Genomic DNA, 15,364 nt, shown 5'->3' with positions numbered 1-15,364 from the left:
AGGCACAGCTCTTGAGCACCACCTTCACTCACCGCAACTTGCCGCGCCTGCTGCTGCAGGCCCGCGAAGCCGTGATGGCCCACACCCGGCCCAGCCTGCGCGAGCACGCGCTGTCCGACCAGCAATGGCGCGTGCTGCGCGTGCTCGGTGAGCACGGCGCCGTCGAAACGGGCCACGTCGCGCGAGAGGCCTTCATCCTCGGCCCCAGCCTCACGGGCGTGCTTGCGCGCATGGAGCGCGACAAGCTCATCAAGCGCAGCCGCGACCCCGCAGACCAACGCCGCACCGTGGTCGAAGCCACCGCGCACGGAATGAAGCTGGTGAAGAAGCTGTCGTCGAGCATCGAGGCGCACTACCAGTGGCTGGAGCAGTCGCTGGGCAAGACCAAGCTGACGCAGCTGTACGGGCTGCTGGACGAACTGATCGCGCTGGAGCAGCCCGAATGACCTCTTCTCCTTTCCTGCCCACCGGCACGGTGTACGGCACGCTGCTTAACTTTCGCGCGGAAGTCGAAGCGCTCGCCTCGCAAATGACACAGCCGCCGTACAAGGCACCGCCGAAAGCGCCGGTGCTCTATGTGAAGACCGCCAACACCTGGAGCCCGCACGGCAGCGCGATCACCGTGCCTGCATCGGTGCCCGAAGTGGAGATCGGCGCGAGCATCGGCATGGTGATCGGCGCCGAAGGTGACATCGAAGGCTTCGTGCTGATGAACGACCTCTCGATTCCGCATGCGAGCTTCTTTCGCCCGCCGGTGAAGTTCAAATGCGTCGACGGTTTTCTTGGCATCGGCCCGGCGCTGCGCGATGCGCAGGAAGTGGCCGACCCGGCAAACTTTCGCGTCGAGGTGCGCATCAACGGCGCGCTCAGGCAGTCGATCGACTTCTCGCTGCTTGTGCGGCCGGCCCAGCAACTGCTTGCCGATGTGGGCGAATTCATGACGCTCGCACACGGCGACGTGCTGCTGCTGGGCTGCGACGCGGGGCGGCCGCTGGCGCACGCGGGCGACCGCATCGAAATTTCTTCGCCCGGCTTCGAGACATTGATCAACACGCTGGTGCAGGAGACCGCCGCATGAAGCACGCACGCGTCATCTTCGAAGGCCGCGAGCACACCGGTGTCGCCCACGAATTCGGCGGCCAGCCCGACGCGGCCGTGCGCCTGGACGACGGCCGCGTCGTGCCGCAAGAGCAGCTCACCTGGCTGCCGCCGCTCGCACCCACGGCGCGGCCCCGCACCATCCTCGCGCTGGGCCTCAACTACGCCGACCACGCGAAGGAGCTCGAGTTCAAGGCGCCCGAAGAACCACTCGTGTTCGTCAAGGGCCAGAGCACGCTCATCGGCCACCGCCAGCACACGCACCGCCCGAGCGGCGTGCAGTTCATGCACTACGAATGCGAGCTCGCCATCGTGGTCGGCAAGACCGCGAAGAACGTGACGCGCGATGACGCCTACGACTTCATCGGCGGCTACACCGTGGCCAACGACTACGCGATTCGCGACTATCTCGAGAACTGGTATCGCCCCAACCTGCGCGTGAAGAACCGCGACACCTGCACGCCGCTCGGCCCATGGTTCGTCGATGCGGCCGACGTGCCCGACCCGATGGCACTTGCATTGCGCACCACGGTCAACGGCACGGTCACGCAGCAGGGCAGCACGCGCGACATGATCTTCGATGCGCCGTTCCTCATCGAGTATTTCAGCCGCTTCATGACGCTCTCGCCGGGCGACCTGATCCTCACCGGCACTCCGGACGGGGTGGTCGACTGCAAGCCGGGCGACGTGGTGGCGACCGAAATCGAGCGCATCGGCGCGCTGGTCAACACCGTTTCCGGCGATACCTAGTGACCTAGCCACCTAACGCCGCACCCGCCGCGCCGCCTGCTTCGCCCCAAATACCAACTACAGAAGAGACAAACCACATGACGATCAGGAACAAGCTCGGGCTCGCAGCAGCCCTGGTGGCTTTCGCCGCCGCCACCATCGCTCCCCATGCGCAGGCACAGGCCTTTCCCGCCAAGCCCGTGCGCTGGGTGGTGGGCTATCCCGCGGGCGGCGGCACCGACTTTCTCGCGCGCACCGCCGGCGCGCAACTCTCGCAACAGCTGGGGCAGCCGGTGCTGGTGGACAACCGCCCTGGCGCGGGCGCCATCATCGCGTCGGAGAACGTGGCGCGCTCGCCCGCCGACGGCTACACCGTGTTTTCGGCCGACAACGGCGTGCTGGTGTACAACCCCGCGCTCTACAAGAAGCTGCCCTACGACGCCGAAAAAGACTTTGCCATGATCGGCATGATGGGCCGCTCGACGCTGGTCATCACGGCCGCGCCCAATGCCGGCCTTGCCGATGCCAAGGCGCTGATCGCCGCGCTGAAGGGATCGCCGGGCAAATACAGCATTGCCACGCCGGGCGCCGGCAGCCCGCACCACCTGGCACTGGAACTCTTTCAGCGCGAAGCCGGCGTTTCGATGCTGCACGTGCCCTACAAGGGCGGCGCACCCGCCCTGCAAGACCTGATGGGCGGTCAGGTGCCGCTGATGATGCTCGACCTGCCCAGCGGCGTGAGCGCGGTCAAGGCCGGCAAGGTGGTGCCCCTCATCACGATGGGCGCCGAGCGCATTCCGCAGCTGCCCAATGTGCCAACCGCCAAGGAACTGGGCTACGCCGGTGTCGAGGCCTACACCTGGCAGGGCCTCGTGGTGCCCGCCGCCACGCCGAAGGACGCGCAGGCCCGCCTCGGCGCAGACCTGCAAAAGACCATGGCCGACGCCGGCGTGCGCCAGAAGCTCTTCGACGCCGGCTGGGAAGCACGCCCCGTCGACGGCGCCGAGATGGCGCGCTTCGTCGACGCCGAACGCAAGAAGTGGCATGCCTTGATCAAGGCGCGCGACATCAAACTCGACTGACCGACCCCGCAGGGCACCCATGCAACAGATTCATCACCTCATCGGCGGCAAGAGCGTTGCCGGCACCGACTACTTCGAAACCGTCAACCCCGCTACGCAGGAGGTGCTGGCAGAGGTTGCGTCGGGCGGCGAAGCCGAAGTGAATGCGGCCGTGGCCGCCGCCAAGGAAGCATTCCCCAAGTGGGCCGGGTTGCCCGCAACCGAGCGCGCGAAGCTGGTGCGCAAGCTCGGCGACCTGATTGCCATGCACGTGCCCGAGATTGCGCAGACCGAGACCAACGACTGCGGGCAGGTCATCTCGCAAACCGGCAAGCAGCTGATTCCGCGTGCGGCCGACAACTTCTACTACTTTGCCGAGATGTGCACGCGCGTCGACGGCCACACCTACCCCACGCCCACGCACCTGAACTACACGCTGTTCCATCCCGTGGGCGTGTGCGCGCTCATCAGCCCGTGGAACGTGCCGTTCATGACAGCCACATGGAAGGTCGCGCCCTGCCTCGCCTTCGGCAACACTGCGGTGCTGAAGATGAGCGAGCTCTCGCCGCTCACGGCCGCGCGGTTGGGCGAACTCGCGCTCGAAGCCGGCATTCCGCCCGGCGTGCTGAACCTGGTGCACGGCTACGGCAAGGAAGCGGGCGAGCCGCTGGTGGCGCACCCCGATGTGCGCGCAATCTCGTTCACCGGCTCCACAGCCACGGGCAACCGCATCGTGAAGAGCGCGGGCCTGAAGAAGTTCAGCATGGAACTGGGAGGCAAGAGCCCGTTCGTGATCTTCGACGACGCAGACCTCGACCGCGCGCTCGACGCGGCCGTCTTCATGATCTTCAGCAACAACGGCGAGCGCTGCACGGCCGGCTCGCGCATCCTGGTGCAGCAGTCGATCTACGCGGACTTTGCAGCGAAGTTTGCCGAACGTGCCAAGCGCATCGTGGTGGGCGACCCGCTCGACGAGAAGACCATCGTCGGGCCGATGATTTCGCAGGGCCACCTGGCAAAGGTGCGCAGCTACATCGAGCTCGGCCCGAAGGAGGGCGCGACGCTCTTGTGCGGCGGACTCGAGGTTCCAAGCAACCTGCCCGACCGCGTGAAGAAGGGCAACTATGTGATGCCCACGGTCTTCGCCGACGTCGACAACCGCATGCGGATTGCGCAAGAAGAAATCTTCGGCCCGGTCGCCTGCCTGATTCCATTCAAGGACGAGGCCGACGCGATCCGCCTGGCCAACGACATCGAATACGGCCTCTCGAGCTACGTTTGGACCGAGAACATCGGCCGTGCGCACCGGGTAGCGGCAGCGGTGGAGGCGGGCATGTGCTTCGTCAACAGCCAGAACGTCAGGGACCTGCGCCAGCCCTTCGGCGGCACCAAGGCCTCGGGGACGGGGCGCGAAGGCGGTACGTGGAGCTACGAAGTCTTTTGCGAGCCGAAGAATGTTGCGGTGTCGATGGGGTCGCACCATATTCCGCATTGGGGTGTGTGAGATGAACACGGGATACCTTCTTGGGGGCGCACCCGCCGACGGGGTACCTTGCTCCGCGAATGTCCCCCGGCCTGCGGCCTCCTCCTTTATTTCGCTGCGCAAGGCACCCCGCCAGCGGGTGCGTGATTCAGAGCAGTCGTTGATCAGCGGTGCACCCAGAGCGTGCCCAGGTGCACAGGGCATCGGGTGCTCCACGCAGCGAAATAAAGGAGGAGGGGCGCAGCCCCGGGGGACATTCGCGGAGGGGAGTACCCGGTGGCCTTTGCACGCGCCCTGAAAGAACACGCAAGGCAAACACCATGAGCCTCTACGCCATGCAGAAATTCCTGTTCGCCCTCAACCGCGACACAGAGGTACAACGCCGCTACGCAGAAGGCGGCGACACGCGCAAAGCCTTGCTGGCAGCCTATGATTTCAACGAAGAAGAGCGTGAAGCCATAGACAAAGGGGACATCGGAAAACTCTACGTGCTCGGCTGCAACGGACAACTGCTCATGCACTTCGCGCCGCTCTTGGGCATTGCATGGGCCGACTACCTCGAAGCCATGCGCGAAGGCGTACGCAAATACGGTCCCGTGCGCGCAGGCATCTACGCGATGACAACGGGCACAGACGAAAAGGTGGCAGGCGTATGAGTCTTGTATTTGCAGGCGTTTGCAGCCACGCCCCCGGCATCACCGGACGCGCCCACCTGGCCGATCCGGCCGTGAAGGACGAATTTCACGCGCAGTTTCATCGCTTCGGCGAAGCGATGCGCGCCACCCAGCCTGATGCCGTGATCGTTGTCGCAGCCGAGCACTTCGCGAATTTTTTCATGAACAACATGCCGGCCTACGCCATCGGCATGGCCGACAGCTACGAAGGCCCCATTGAAGACCCGAAGTGGCTCGGCATTGAAAAAACGAAAGTGCCGGGCGATGCCGCACTTTCGCAACGCCTGATCCGCGAAGTGATGCAAACGGTGGACGTGGCCTATGCGGAAGAATGGAAGTTCGACCACGGCATCATGGTGCCGCTGCACTTTCTCACGCCCCGGTTCGACACCAAGGTCATCCCCGTGAACATCAACTGCCAGGGCCCGCCGCTCACGCCGCTGCACCGTGCCTGGGCTTTCGGCGAGGCATTGCGCCGTGCCTGCGACAAGGCGCCCGAACGCATTGCGCTGGTGGGCACCGGCGGCATTTCGCACTGGCCCGCCACGCCCGATTCGGGCAAGGTCAACGCCGAGTGGGACGCGGAGTTCATGCGACGCTGGTGCGCCAACGACCGCGAAGCATTGCTCTCGCAGGCCGACTACAACGACGAAGCCACCTACCGCGAAGCGGGCCAGGGCGGCTTCGAGATTCGTACCTTTCTTAGCGTGGCTGCGGCCGCGCGCGGCAAGGGCCGCATCCTGCACATGAAGGCCATACCCATCTTCGCGGTGACATGCACCGCCGCGACGATGTCCATTGAATAAATGAACGGAACACCGGCATGCCGCACCTCGTCATTCTGTACACGCCCAACATCGAAGCCGAAACCGACATGTCGGCGCTTTGCCGCACGCTGGCCGACACCATGCTGAAGCAGCACGACGAGGCCGGCAAACCGGTGTTTCCCATCGGTGGCACGCGCGTGCTGGCCTACCCGGCCGCGCACTATGCGGTGGCAGACGGCAAGGCCGACTACGCCTTCGTGTACCTCAACATCCGCATGGCGGGCGGGCGCTCCGAAGCCGTGAAAAAAAAGGCCGGCGACGAACTGCTGGCCGACGTGCGCGCGCATTTCGAACCGATTTTCGACAAGCGCCACATAGGCATCACGCTGCAGATAGACGAAAGCCCGGGCCAGGTGTATGACGGCAAGCACAGCAACCTGCATCCCCTCTTCAACAAATAAGCTCATGCTCACCTCCGACACCATTGCCAGGCTGGCGGCCGAACTGCACGAAAGCGAGAAGTCGCGCGTGCAGGTCGAGCATTTTTCCAAGCGCTTCCCCGAAATGACGGTGGAAGACGGCTATGCCATCTCGCGCGAATGGGTCAAGGCCAAGATCGCCGAAGGCCGCACCGTGAAGGGCCACAAGATCGGCCTTACCTCGCGCGCCATGCAGCTGTCCAGCCAGATCGACGAGCCCGACTACGGCACGCTGCTCGACGACATGTTCTTCGAGCAGGGCAGCGACATTCCCTTCAAGCGCTTCATCGCGCCGCGCATCGAGGTGGAGCTGGCCTTCATCCTCGGCAAGAAGCTGCAAGGCCCGAACGTCACGATCTTCGACGTGCTGGCCGCCACCGACTACGTGGTGCCCGCCATCGAGATCATCGACGCGCGCATCGAGCAGTTCGACCGCCACACAAAAGCGCCGCGCAAGGTGTTCGACACCATTGCCGACAATGCAGCCAATGCGGGCATCGTGCTCGGCGGGCGCCCGGTCAAGCCCGATGCGGTGGACCTGCGCTGGGTGAGCGCGCTGCTCTACAAGAACGGCGTGATCGAGGAATCGGGCGTGGCCGCGGCCGTGCTCAACCACCCGGCCACGGGCGTGGCCTGGCTGGCCAACAAGCTTGCGCCGTGGGACGAATACCTCGAGGCCGGCGAAGTGGTGCTCGGCGGCTCGTTCACCCGGCCGACCACCGCCCTGCCGGGCGACACCTTCCATGCCGACTACGGCCCGCTCGGCAGCATCGCCTTTCGTTTCGCCTGAAAGACTTCCATGCAAACACCGCTCAACACCTTCAAGCAGGCCATGCAGGCCGGCGAACAGAAAATCGGCCTCTGGGTCGGCCTGGCCGATGGCTACGTGGCCGAGATCCTGGCCGGCACCGGCTACGACTGGCTGCTGGTCGATGGCGAGCATGCGCCCAACGACGTGCGTTCGGTGCTCGCGCAGCTGCAGGGCATCTCCAGCGCATGGTCGGCGCAGCCCGAGTCGGAGCGCTCGCACCCCGTGGTGCGCGTTCCGGTGGGCGACACCACGCTGCTCAAGCAATACCTGGACATCGGCGCGCAAACCATCCTGGTGCCCATGGTCGACACGGCCGAACAGGCCGCACGCATGGTGCAGGGCATGCGCTACCCGCCCGAAGGCATCCGCGGCATGGGCAGCGCCCTGGCGCGCGCCTCGCGCTGGCAGGCCTACCCCGGCTACCTGCATGAAGCCAACGCTCAGACCTGCCTGCTGGTGCAGGCCGAGACGGTCGAAGCCATGAAGAACCTCGACGCCATTGCCGCCACCCCCGGCGTGGACGGCGTGTTCATCGGGCCGGCCGATCTGTCGGCATCGATGGGCTTCGTGGGCCAGCCGAACCACCCCGAGGTGCAGGCCGTGATCGCCGACGCCATTGCGCGTATCCGCAAGGCCGGCAAGGCGGCGGGCATTCTCTCGACCACCGAGGAGCAAGCGCGCAAGTGGCTGGCCGCCGGCGCGCAGTTCGTGGCCGTGGGGGTGGACACCATTCTGCTCACGGCGGCAGCGAAACAGCTGGCGGCCAAGTACAAAACCGACAAGAACGCCGCCGGCGCCGCCACGCCCAACGGCTACTGAAACCCTTCGCTTGCCTGCGCCATGACTTCCCCGACCGACTCCAAGCTCAAGCGCTTCCGCTCCGCCACCATCCGCGAAGGCACGATCCGCGCGACCACGCGCAGCTTTCTGCATGCGCTGGGCCAGGACGACGAGGACATCGAACGCCCGCACATCGGCGTGTTCCACACCGGCGGCGAAATGAGCCCGTGCAACCTCAACCTGCGCGAGCAGGCGCAGCACGCCAAGACCGGCATCTACGCCGGCGGCGGCACGCCGCATGAATGCCCGGTGGTGTCGGTGAGCGACGGGCTCACCATGGCGCATTCGGGCATGCGCTTCTCGCTGATCTCGCGTGAGCTGATTGCCGACAGCGTCGAAGCCTCCACGCGCGGCCACCAGTGGGACGGCATCTTTGCCATTGGCGCCTGCGACAAGAACCTGCCGGGTTTGATGATGGGCATGGTGCGCTGCAATGTGCCGAGCGTGTTCGTGCATGGCGGCTCGGCGCTGCCGGGGCAGATGCCCGGGCCCGATGGCCGCGACCTCAACGTGGTCGACACCTACGAGACCATCGGCAAGGTACTGGCCGGCACCGCCACGCACGACGAACTCGACGCCATGAGCCGAGCCTGCCTGCCCACGGCGGGCGCCTGCGCGGGCCAGTTCACGGCCAACACCATGGGCATGGTGTCCGAGGCGCTGGGCCTTGCGCCCATCGGCTCGAGCATGGTGCCGGCGGTGTTCAGCGAGCGGGCGCCCTTGATGCGCCGCGCCGCGAAGAATCTCATGAAGGCGGTGATGGGAGACAGCCCCTTGCCACGCGACATCGTCACGCGCAAGGCGCTCGAAAACGCCTGCGCCGTGGTTTCGGCCACGGGCGGCTCGACCAACGCCGCGCTGCACCTGCCGGCCATTGCGCACGAAGCCGGCATCAAGTTCCACCTGGACGACGTGGCCGAGATCTTCGCGCGCACGCCGCTCATTGCCGACCTGCGCCCGGGCGGCCAATACCTCGCGCGCGACGTGTTCTATATCGGAGGCGCAGGCGTCATTCTTCGCACGCTGATGGAGCAAGGCTTTCTGCACGGCGACGCGCTCACCTTCACCGGCCGCACCATGGCCGAGGAGCTGGCCGATGCCGCCGCGCCCGACGGCCGCGTGGTGCGCGCAGCCGGCAACCCGATCACGCGCGATGGCGGCCTGGCCGTGCTCAAGGGCAATCTCTGTCCCGAAGGTGCGCTGCTCAAGACTGCAGGATTGAAGACGTTGGTGCACCGCGGCCCGGCGCGCGTTTTCAACTCCGAAGAAGAAGCCCAGACGGCGGTGCAGAACCGCCGCTACCAGCCCGGCGATGTGATCGTGATCCGCAACGAAGGCCCCAAGGGCAGCCCCGGCATGCGCGAGATGCTGGGCATTACCGCCCTGCTCTACGGCCAGGGCATGGGCGACAAGGTGGCGCTGCTGACCGACGGCCGCTTTTCCGGCGCCACGCGCGGCCTGTGCATCGGCTATGCCGGCCCCGAAGCAGCCGACGGCGGGCCGATTGCGGTGCTGCGGGACGGCGATGTGGTGGCCATCGACGCGCGCGCCGATGCGCGCAGCATTTCGGTGGAACTCACGCCCGAAGAAATTGCGCTTCGGCTCTCCAAACGTGAGGTAAACGCGGGGGTGGCGCACCGCGGCTTGCTGGAAAAATACGCGCTCACCGTGCGTCCTGCCCATCAGGGCGCAGTGACCCATTCGGGCGCAGTCACCTGGCTGCGCGACGAGTCGTAAACCCGCAACCAACCACCAACACCCGGAGACACACCATGACATTCACCCGCCGCCAGTTGCTGCAGACCACCGGCGCCTCGGCGCTGCTTGCCAGCCTGGGCCAGCACGCCTTCGCGCAAGCCTCGCTCGAAACCGCCACCATCGTCACCGGCTTTGCGGCCGGTGGCACCTCGGACACCACCTGCCGCCGCATCGCGCAGAAGCTCAGCCCCGACTACGCGAAATCCGCCGTGGTCGAAAACCGCACCGGCGCGGGCGGCCAGATCGCCGTGAGCTACGTGAAGGGCCGGCCCGCCGACGGCGCCACCATCCTGCAGACGCCGACCTCGATCCTCACGATCTATCCGCACATCTACAAGAAGCTGCCGTACGACCCGATGGTCGACCTCACGCCGGTCAGCATCGCCTGCATCTTCGACTTCGGCTTTGCGGTCGGCCCCTCGGTGCCTGCCAACGTGAAGACGGTGCCCGAGTTCCTGGCCTGGGCCAAGGCCAATCCGACCGGCGCCAATTTCGGCTCGCCCGCCGCGGGCTCCACGCCGCACTTCATCGGCGCGCTCTTGGGCAAGAAGGGCGGCGTCGAACTCAAGCATGCCGCCTACCGCGGCACGCAGCCGGCCATGCTCGACCTGCTGGGCGGCAACATCTCGGCCGTGTCGGGGCCCATCGGCGACATCACACAGCACCTGGCTTCGGGCAAGGTGCGCATCCTGGGCGTTTCGGGCTCCAAGCGCAGCCGCTTCGCGCCCGATGTGCCCACCTTCGGCGAGCAAGGCATCCAGGACATGGCGCACAGCGAGTGGTTCGCCTTTTTCCTGCCCGCCAAGGCATCGCCGGACGTGGTCGCGCGGCTGAACGCATCCATGAAGACCGCGCTGGCGCACAAGGACGTGATCGAAGGCCTCGGCAACTTCGGGCTGGAAGCCATGTCTTCCACACCCGGCGAGCTGACCGACCTGCTCAAGAAAGACACCGCGAAGTGGGCGCCGATCGTCAAGGAAGTCGGCTTCACCGCAGAGGGCTAACCATATGAAGGAACTGCAATGAACACACTCTCCACTCCCGCGGCGCCGTCGGCGCTGGTCCATCCCTCGATCCATCCGGACGAGCGCGCCGCGCGCGAACAGCTTGCGGCCTGCTATCGCGTCTTCGCGATGCTGGGCTGGACCGAGATGATCTACAACCACATCACGCTGCGGCTGCCCGACAGCGTGACGGGTGGAGAGAAGCAGTTCCTCATCAACCCCTTCGGGCTGCATTACGGCGAGGTCACGGCCAGCAACCTGGTGAAGATCGACCTGCAGGGCAAGGTGCTCGACGGCTCGACTTATCCGGTCAACCCGGCCGGTTTCACGGTGCACGCCGCCATTCATGACGGCCTGCCCGGCGCGCACTGCGTAATGCACACCCACACCACGGCCGGCGTGGCCGTGGCCTGCCTGCAGGGCGGCCTGCAGCAGACCAATTTCTATACCGCCCAGCTGCACGGCATGGTGGCGTACCACGACTTCGAGGGCATCACCATCCATGCCGACGAAGGCCCGCGCCTCCTCAAGAGCATCGGCAACCGCAACGCGGTGATCCTGCGCAACCATGGCCTGCTGGCCTGGGGCCAGACCCTGCCCCAGACCTTCGCCATTCTGTGGACCTTGCAGCGCGCCTGCGAGGTGCAGATGGCCACCTTTTCGATGGGCGCGGCCATTCCCGTGAGCGAAGAAATTGCCGAGCGCTGCACGCGCGATGCGCTGCAGTTCAGCCCAGAGCATGGCGCCGGGCAAGACGTGTTCGATGCACTGGTGCGCCAGGTCGATCGCATCGACCCGAGCTACAGAAACTGAGGCAGCCTCCTTTATGAAGATTTGCATCTACGGCGCCGGCGCAATCGGCGGATGGATCGGCGCCGGCCTCGCGCAGGCCGGCGAGCGGCTCAACGTGGTGGCGCGCGGCGCCACGCTCGCGGCATTGCAGCAGGACGGCCTCTCATTGATGCGCGGCGACGTGCGCACGCGCGTGCCGGTCAACGCGGTGGCCGAGCCCGAATCGCTGGGCACGCAAGACCTCGTGGTCATTGCGGTGAAGGCGCCCGCGCTGGCCGGCGTGGCCGAACGTATCGGCCCGCTCATCGGGCCCGACACCATCGTGCTGGTGGCGATGAACGGCGTGCCCTGGTGGTTTCTCGAAGGCGGGTTCGGCGGGGCCATCACCGGCCACCGCCTGGCAGCCGTCGACCCGGACGGCGCGATTGCCAAGGCCATTCCCGCGCGCAACGTGATCGGCTGCGTGGTGCATGCGAGCTGCTCGCTCGATGCGCCGGGCGTGGTGCGGCATCACTTCGGCAACGGGCTGATCGTTGGCGAACCCTCGGGCGAAGCCACGCCGCGCGTGAAGAAGCTGGTCGATTTGCTCAAGAACGGCGGCTTCGACGCCACGCTGTCGCCGCAGATCCAGAAGGATGTGTGGTTCAAGCTCTGGGGCAACATGACAGTGAACCCCATCAGCGCGCTGACGGGCACCACCACCGACCTGATCATGGGCGACGACTACGTGCGCGGCTTCATCTCGGCCGTGATGCTCGAGGCCAAGGAAATCGGCCGCCGCATCGGTATCGAGATCACGCAGAGCCCCGAAGACCGGCATGCGGTGACGATGAAGCTCGGCGCGTTCAAGACCTCGATGCTGCAGGACGTGGAGGCCGGACGGTCGGTGGAACTCGATGCGCTGGTCACGGTGGTGCGCGAACTGGGGGAGCTGACGGCGGTGGCCACGCCGTTCACCGATGCGCTGCTGGGGTTGGCTCGGCTCCGGATGCGGCAGCTCGGGTTGTATTGAGCGGCCGCTTCAGTTCTTTTTCTACAGCAGCAGCCGCACGGCCGCCATCAGCCAGCCTTCGCGCGCCACACACACACCGCGGCGCGAGCCGACACGCCCCACATCAGCAGCAGCGTGAAGGTACCGATCAGGATGCCGTGCGTGCGCAGGCTGTAGTTGCGATGAAGCTCGTGCTCGAGCCGGGTTTCCCACAGGCGCACCGAGCGCCAGTCGGAGAGAACCTTCATTCGTCGGCGGGAGCGAACGGCACGCGCGGTGCCACCGCGCACATGAGTTCATAGCCAACGGTGCCGGCGGCCTGCGCGACCTCGTCGATGGGCAGCACGGCGCCGGTTGCGGCCGAACGGCCCCACAGCGTGACCTCGGCGCCGAACTTCGCGTCGGGCACGGGCGTCAGGTCGACGGTGATCATGTCCATGCTCACGCGGCCCACCATGCGCGTGCGCACGCCGTTCACCAGCACCGGCGTGCCGGTGTTGCAGTGGCGCGGATAGCCGTCAGCGTAGCCTACAGCCGCCACGCCGATGGTGAGCGGCCCGTCGGCCGTGAAGTTGGAGCCGTAGCCGATGGTGTCGCCCGCCTTCAGCTGCTGCACGCCGATGAGCTTGGTCGCGAGCGTCATGGTGGGCTGCAGTTGCCAATGCGCGGTGTCGTGCTGCGGAAAGTCGGGCGCGCTGCCGTACAGCACGATGCCCGGGCGCACCCAGTCGCCGCGGGTTTGCGAGGCATGGCGCAAGGTGGCGGCGCTGTTCGCAATGGAGCGCTCGCCCGGCAGGTCGCGTGTGACGCGTTCGAACGCTTCGAGCTGGTGCGCAATGCCGCGCGGGCCGTCGGCGTCGCTGAAATGCGTCATCAGCGAAATCTCGTCCACCTGCGGCAGCGCGTTGAGCCGCGTCCAGGCCGAGCCGAAGCGCTCGGGCGCGAAGCCCAGGCGGTTCATGCCGGAATTCATCTTGAGAAACACGCGCTGCGGCTTGAGCGTCTTGTGGGCCGCGAGCATGTCGATCTGCTCGTCGCAATGCACCGTGTGCCAGAGGTCGAGGCGCGAGCACAGCTCCAGGTCGCGCGCGTCGAACACGCCTTCGAGCAGCAGCACGGGGCCGCGCCAGCCGAGTGCGCGCACCCGTTCGGCTTCGGCCAGGTCGAGCAACGCAAAGCCGTCGGCGCCGCGAAGGCCGTCATACACCCGCTCGATGCCGTGGCCATAGGCATTGGCTTTGACCACAGCCCAGACGCGGGCATCGACGGCGGCGCGGCGCACGCGGTCGAGGTTGTGGCGAAGTGCGGCGGTGTGGACGGTAGCAAGGATGGGACGCGGCATGGGGGACGTCGATTGGTAATAGATGGGTTTTAGCATCTTCCCGGGAAGAAACGTCCAGGGTGGCAACGCTGATTTCCCGGTCGTACCCCCATGCTATAACCGCCCATTCGCCAAAAAGACGCGACACTTTCTCACTACTGCCAGCACCCCACTGGCCAGCCAGCCCATCGATGAAGCGCGGTTTCTACACGATCATGTCGGCCCAGTTCTTTTCGTCGCTGGCCGACAACGCGATCTTTGTCGTGGCGGTCGAGCTCATGCGCAGCTCGGGAGCGGCCGAATGGCAGAGAGCGGCGCTGGTGCCGATCTTCGCCGTCTTCTATGTGGTGCTGGCGCCGCTGGTGGGCGCCTTTGCCGACGCCTTGCCCAAGGGGCGGGTGATGTTCATCAGCAACGCAATCAAGGTGGTCGGCTGCCTGATGATGCTGTTCGGCTCGCACCCGCTGCTTTCCTATTCAATCGTGGGGCTTGGCGCCGCGGCGTATTCGCCGGCCAAGTACGGCATCCTGACCGAGCTGCTGCCGGCCTCGCAGTTGGTAAAAGCCAACGGTTGGATCGAAGGCCTCACCATCGCCTCGATCCTGCTGGGCATCGTGCTCGGCGGCTCGCTGGTGGGGCACGCGGTGTCCACCCAGCTGCTGTCCTTCGACATGCCGCTCATCGACACCGGCATCGATTCGCCGGCCGAAGCGGCCATTGCGGTGCTGATCTTCGTCTACGCACTGGCGGCCTGGTTCAACACGCGCATTCCGCACACCGGCGTCGAAATGCGGCCGCTGCGCGCCATTCCGGAGCACGGCCTCGCGCGCAACATGCTGGCGCTGCTGCCTGACTTCTGGCATTGCAACGCACGCCTGTGGCGCGACAAGCTGGGGCAGATCTCGCTGGCCACCACCACGCTCTTCTGGGGCGCCGGGGCCAACCTCAAGTACATCGTGCTGGCCTGGGCCTCGCTCGCACTCAACTACAACACCACGCAGGCCACGGCGCTCACCGGCGTGGTGACCATCGGCATGGCGGTGGGCGCCATCGTGGCGTCGATGCGCATGCGCCTGGACATGGCCACCCGCGTGATCCCGATGGGCATTGCCATGGGCCTGCTGGTGATCAGCATGAACCTGATCGGCAACGTGTGGATCGCCGTGCCGTTCCTCATTCTGCTGGGTGGGCTGGGCGGCTTTCTGGTGGTGCCGATGAACGCGCTGCTGCAGCACCGCGGCCACAACCTCATGGGCGCGGGCCGTTCCATTGCGGTGCAGAACTTCAACGAACAGGCCTGCATCCTGCTGCTCGGCGGCTTCTACAGCGCCTGCACCGGGCTGGGCCTGTCGGCGTATGCGGCCATCGGCGCTTTCGGCGGAGTGGTCGCGGGCTGCATGTGGATCATCCAGCGCTGGCATCATCACAACCTGCGCAAATATCCCGAAGAAGTCGAGCACCTGCTCGCCATCGCCCGTAGCGACAAGCATCATTGACCTCCCCCAGGCTGCGCGCACTTCGTGTCGCTTCGCCCACCCCCTCACCGGGGGCAACAC

At 66.1% G+C, this 15,364-nt stretch carries 17 protein-coding genes; 15 read left to right on the top strand and 2 right to left on the bottom strand.

Annotated elements, in window-relative coordinates; translation table 11 throughout:
• Positions 1 to 11: 11 nt before the first annotated feature.
• The 14 genes from hpaR to V9L21_RS13805 all read left to right on the top strand — a co-directional run bounded on the left by hpaR (position 12) and on the right by V9L21_RS13805 (position 12,508).
• On the top strand, positions 12 to 446 hold the full coding sequence (gene hpaR, locus V9L21_RS13870) for a homoprotocatechuate degradation operon regulator HpaR (protein ID WP_337312730.1): 435 nt from the start codon (positions 12 to 14) through the stop codon (positions 444 to 446).
• Entirely contained in the window at positions 443 to 1,078 is a 636-nt protein-coding gene (locus V9L21_RS13865; RefSeq protein WP_337312728.1) for a fumarylacetoacetate hydrolase family protein, read from the top strand. Before hpaR ends, V9L21_RS13865 begins: the two co-directional genes overlap by 4 nt.
• Positions 1,075 to 1,848 carry a fumarylacetoacetate hydrolase family protein gene (locus V9L21_RS13860; protein ID WP_337312726.1) on the top strand — a complete coding sequence of 258 codons (774 nt, stop codon included), beginning with the start codon at positions 1,075 to 1,077 and terminating at the stop codon, positions 1,846 to 1,848. Before V9L21_RS13865 ends, V9L21_RS13860 begins: the two co-directional genes overlap by 4 nt.
• A gap of 77 nt (positions 1,849 to 1,925) precedes the next feature.
• A complete protein-coding gene (locus V9L21_RS13855) occupies positions 1,926 to 2,909 on the top strand; it encodes a Bug family tripartite tricarboxylate transporter substrate binding protein (protein ID WP_337312724.1) in 984 nt (327 codons plus the stop codon).
• Positions 2,910 to 2,928: 19 nt separating this feature from the next.
• Entirely contained in the window at positions 2,929 to 4,392 is a 1,464-nt protein-coding gene (hpaE, locus tag V9L21_RS13850) for a 5-carboxymethyl-2-hydroxymuconate semialdehyde dehydrogenase (protein ID WP_337312722.1), read from the top strand.
• A gap of 299 nt (positions 4,393 to 4,691) precedes the next feature.
• Complete coding sequence (locus tag V9L21_RS13845) at positions 4,692 to 5,027, top strand: aromatic ring-opening dioxygenase subunit LigA (protein ID WP_337312720.1); 336 nt, start codon at positions 4,692 to 4,694, stop codon at positions 5,025 to 5,027.
• Positions 5,024 to 5,851 (top strand): extradiol ring-cleavage dioxygenase, encoded by an 828-nt coding sequence (locus V9L21_RS13840; protein ID WP_337312718.1) that lies wholly within the window; start codon positions 5,024 to 5,026, stop codon positions 5,849 to 5,851. The genes V9L21_RS13845 and V9L21_RS13840 overlap by 4 nt, the downstream gene beginning before the upstream one ends.
• Positions 5,852 to 5,868: 17 nt before the next feature.
• Positions 5,869 to 6,273 carry a 5-carboxymethyl-2-hydroxymuconate Delta-isomerase gene (locus V9L21_RS13835; RefSeq protein WP_126747876.1) on the top strand — a complete coding sequence of 135 codons (405 nt, stop codon included), beginning with the start codon at positions 5,869 to 5,871 and terminating at the stop codon, positions 6,271 to 6,273.
• A gap of 4 nt (positions 6,274 to 6,277) precedes the next feature.
• On the top strand, positions 6,278 to 7,081 hold the full coding sequence (gene hpaH, locus V9L21_RS13830; protein ID WP_337312715.1) for a 2-oxo-hept-4-ene-1,7-dioate hydratase: 804 nt from the start codon (positions 6,278 to 6,280) through the stop codon (positions 7,079 to 7,081).
• A 9-nt stretch (positions 7,082 to 7,090) separates the two neighbouring features.
• The gene (hpaI, locus tag V9L21_RS13825; RefSeq protein WP_337312713.1) at positions 7,091 to 7,921 is read left to right on the top strand and encodes a 4-hydroxy-2-oxoheptanedioate aldolase; all 831 of its coding nucleotides are present in this window, start codon (positions 7,091 to 7,093) and stop codon (positions 7,919 to 7,921) included.
• A gap of 21 nt (positions 7,922 to 7,942) precedes the next feature.
• Entirely contained in the window at positions 7,943 to 9,679 is a 1,737-nt protein-coding gene (gene ilvD / locus V9L21_RS13820) for a dihydroxy-acid dehydratase (protein WP_337312711.1), read from the top strand.
• A 35-nt stretch (positions 9,680 to 9,714) separates the two neighbouring features.
• A complete protein-coding gene (locus tag V9L21_RS13815) occupies positions 9,715 to 10,704 on the top strand; it encodes a Bug family tripartite tricarboxylate transporter substrate binding protein (protein ID WP_126747880.1) in 990 nt (329 codons plus the stop codon).
• An 18-nt stretch (positions 10,705 to 10,722) separates the two neighbouring features.
• Positions 10,723 to 11,517, top strand: a complete 795-nt coding sequence (locus V9L21_RS13810; protein WP_337312708.1) for a class II aldolase/adducin family protein — start codon at positions 10,723 to 10,725, stop codon at positions 11,515 to 11,517.
• A 13-nt stretch (positions 11,518 to 11,530) separates the two neighbouring features.
• A complete protein-coding gene (locus V9L21_RS13805) occupies positions 11,531 to 12,508 on the top strand; it encodes a 2-dehydropantoate 2-reductase (RefSeq protein ID WP_337312706.1) in 978 nt (325 codons plus the stop codon).
• A gap of 47 nt (positions 12,509 to 12,555) precedes the next feature.
• Here V9L21_RS13805 and V9L21_RS13800 read toward each other — a convergent pair whose 3' ends face one another.
• Positions 12,556 to 12,735, bottom strand: coding sequence for a hypothetical protein (locus tag V9L21_RS13800; RefSeq protein ID WP_337312704.1), 180 nt, complete (start codon positions 12,733 to 12,735; stop codon positions 12,556 to 12,558).
• The gene (gene alr, locus V9L21_RS13795) at positions 12,732 to 13,829 is read right to left on the bottom strand and encodes an alanine racemase (RefSeq protein ID WP_337312702.1); all 1,098 of its coding nucleotides are present in this window, start codon (positions 13,827 to 13,829) and stop codon (positions 12,732 to 12,734) included. Before alr ends, V9L21_RS13800 begins: the two co-directional genes overlap by 4 nt.
• 170 nt (positions 13,830 to 13,999) lie before the next feature.
• Between alr and lplT the strand changes: the two genes are divergently transcribed.
• Positions 14,000 to 15,304 carry a lysophospholipid transporter LplT gene (lplT, locus tag V9L21_RS13790; protein WP_258503423.1) on the top strand — a complete coding sequence of 435 codons (1,305 nt, stop codon included), beginning with the start codon at positions 14,000 to 14,002 and terminating at the stop codon, positions 15,302 to 15,304.
• The last annotated feature ends 60 nt before the right edge of the window (positions 15,305 to 15,364 follow it).

Source organism: Variovorax sp. CCNWLW235 (genome assembly GCF_037204085.1).
GTDB lineage: Bacteria > Pseudomonadota > Gammaproteobacteria > Burkholderiales > Burkholderiaceae_C > Variovorax.
Note: the sequence above shows the minus strand (reverse complement) of the source record. Positions and strands in the feature narration are given on the sequence as shown.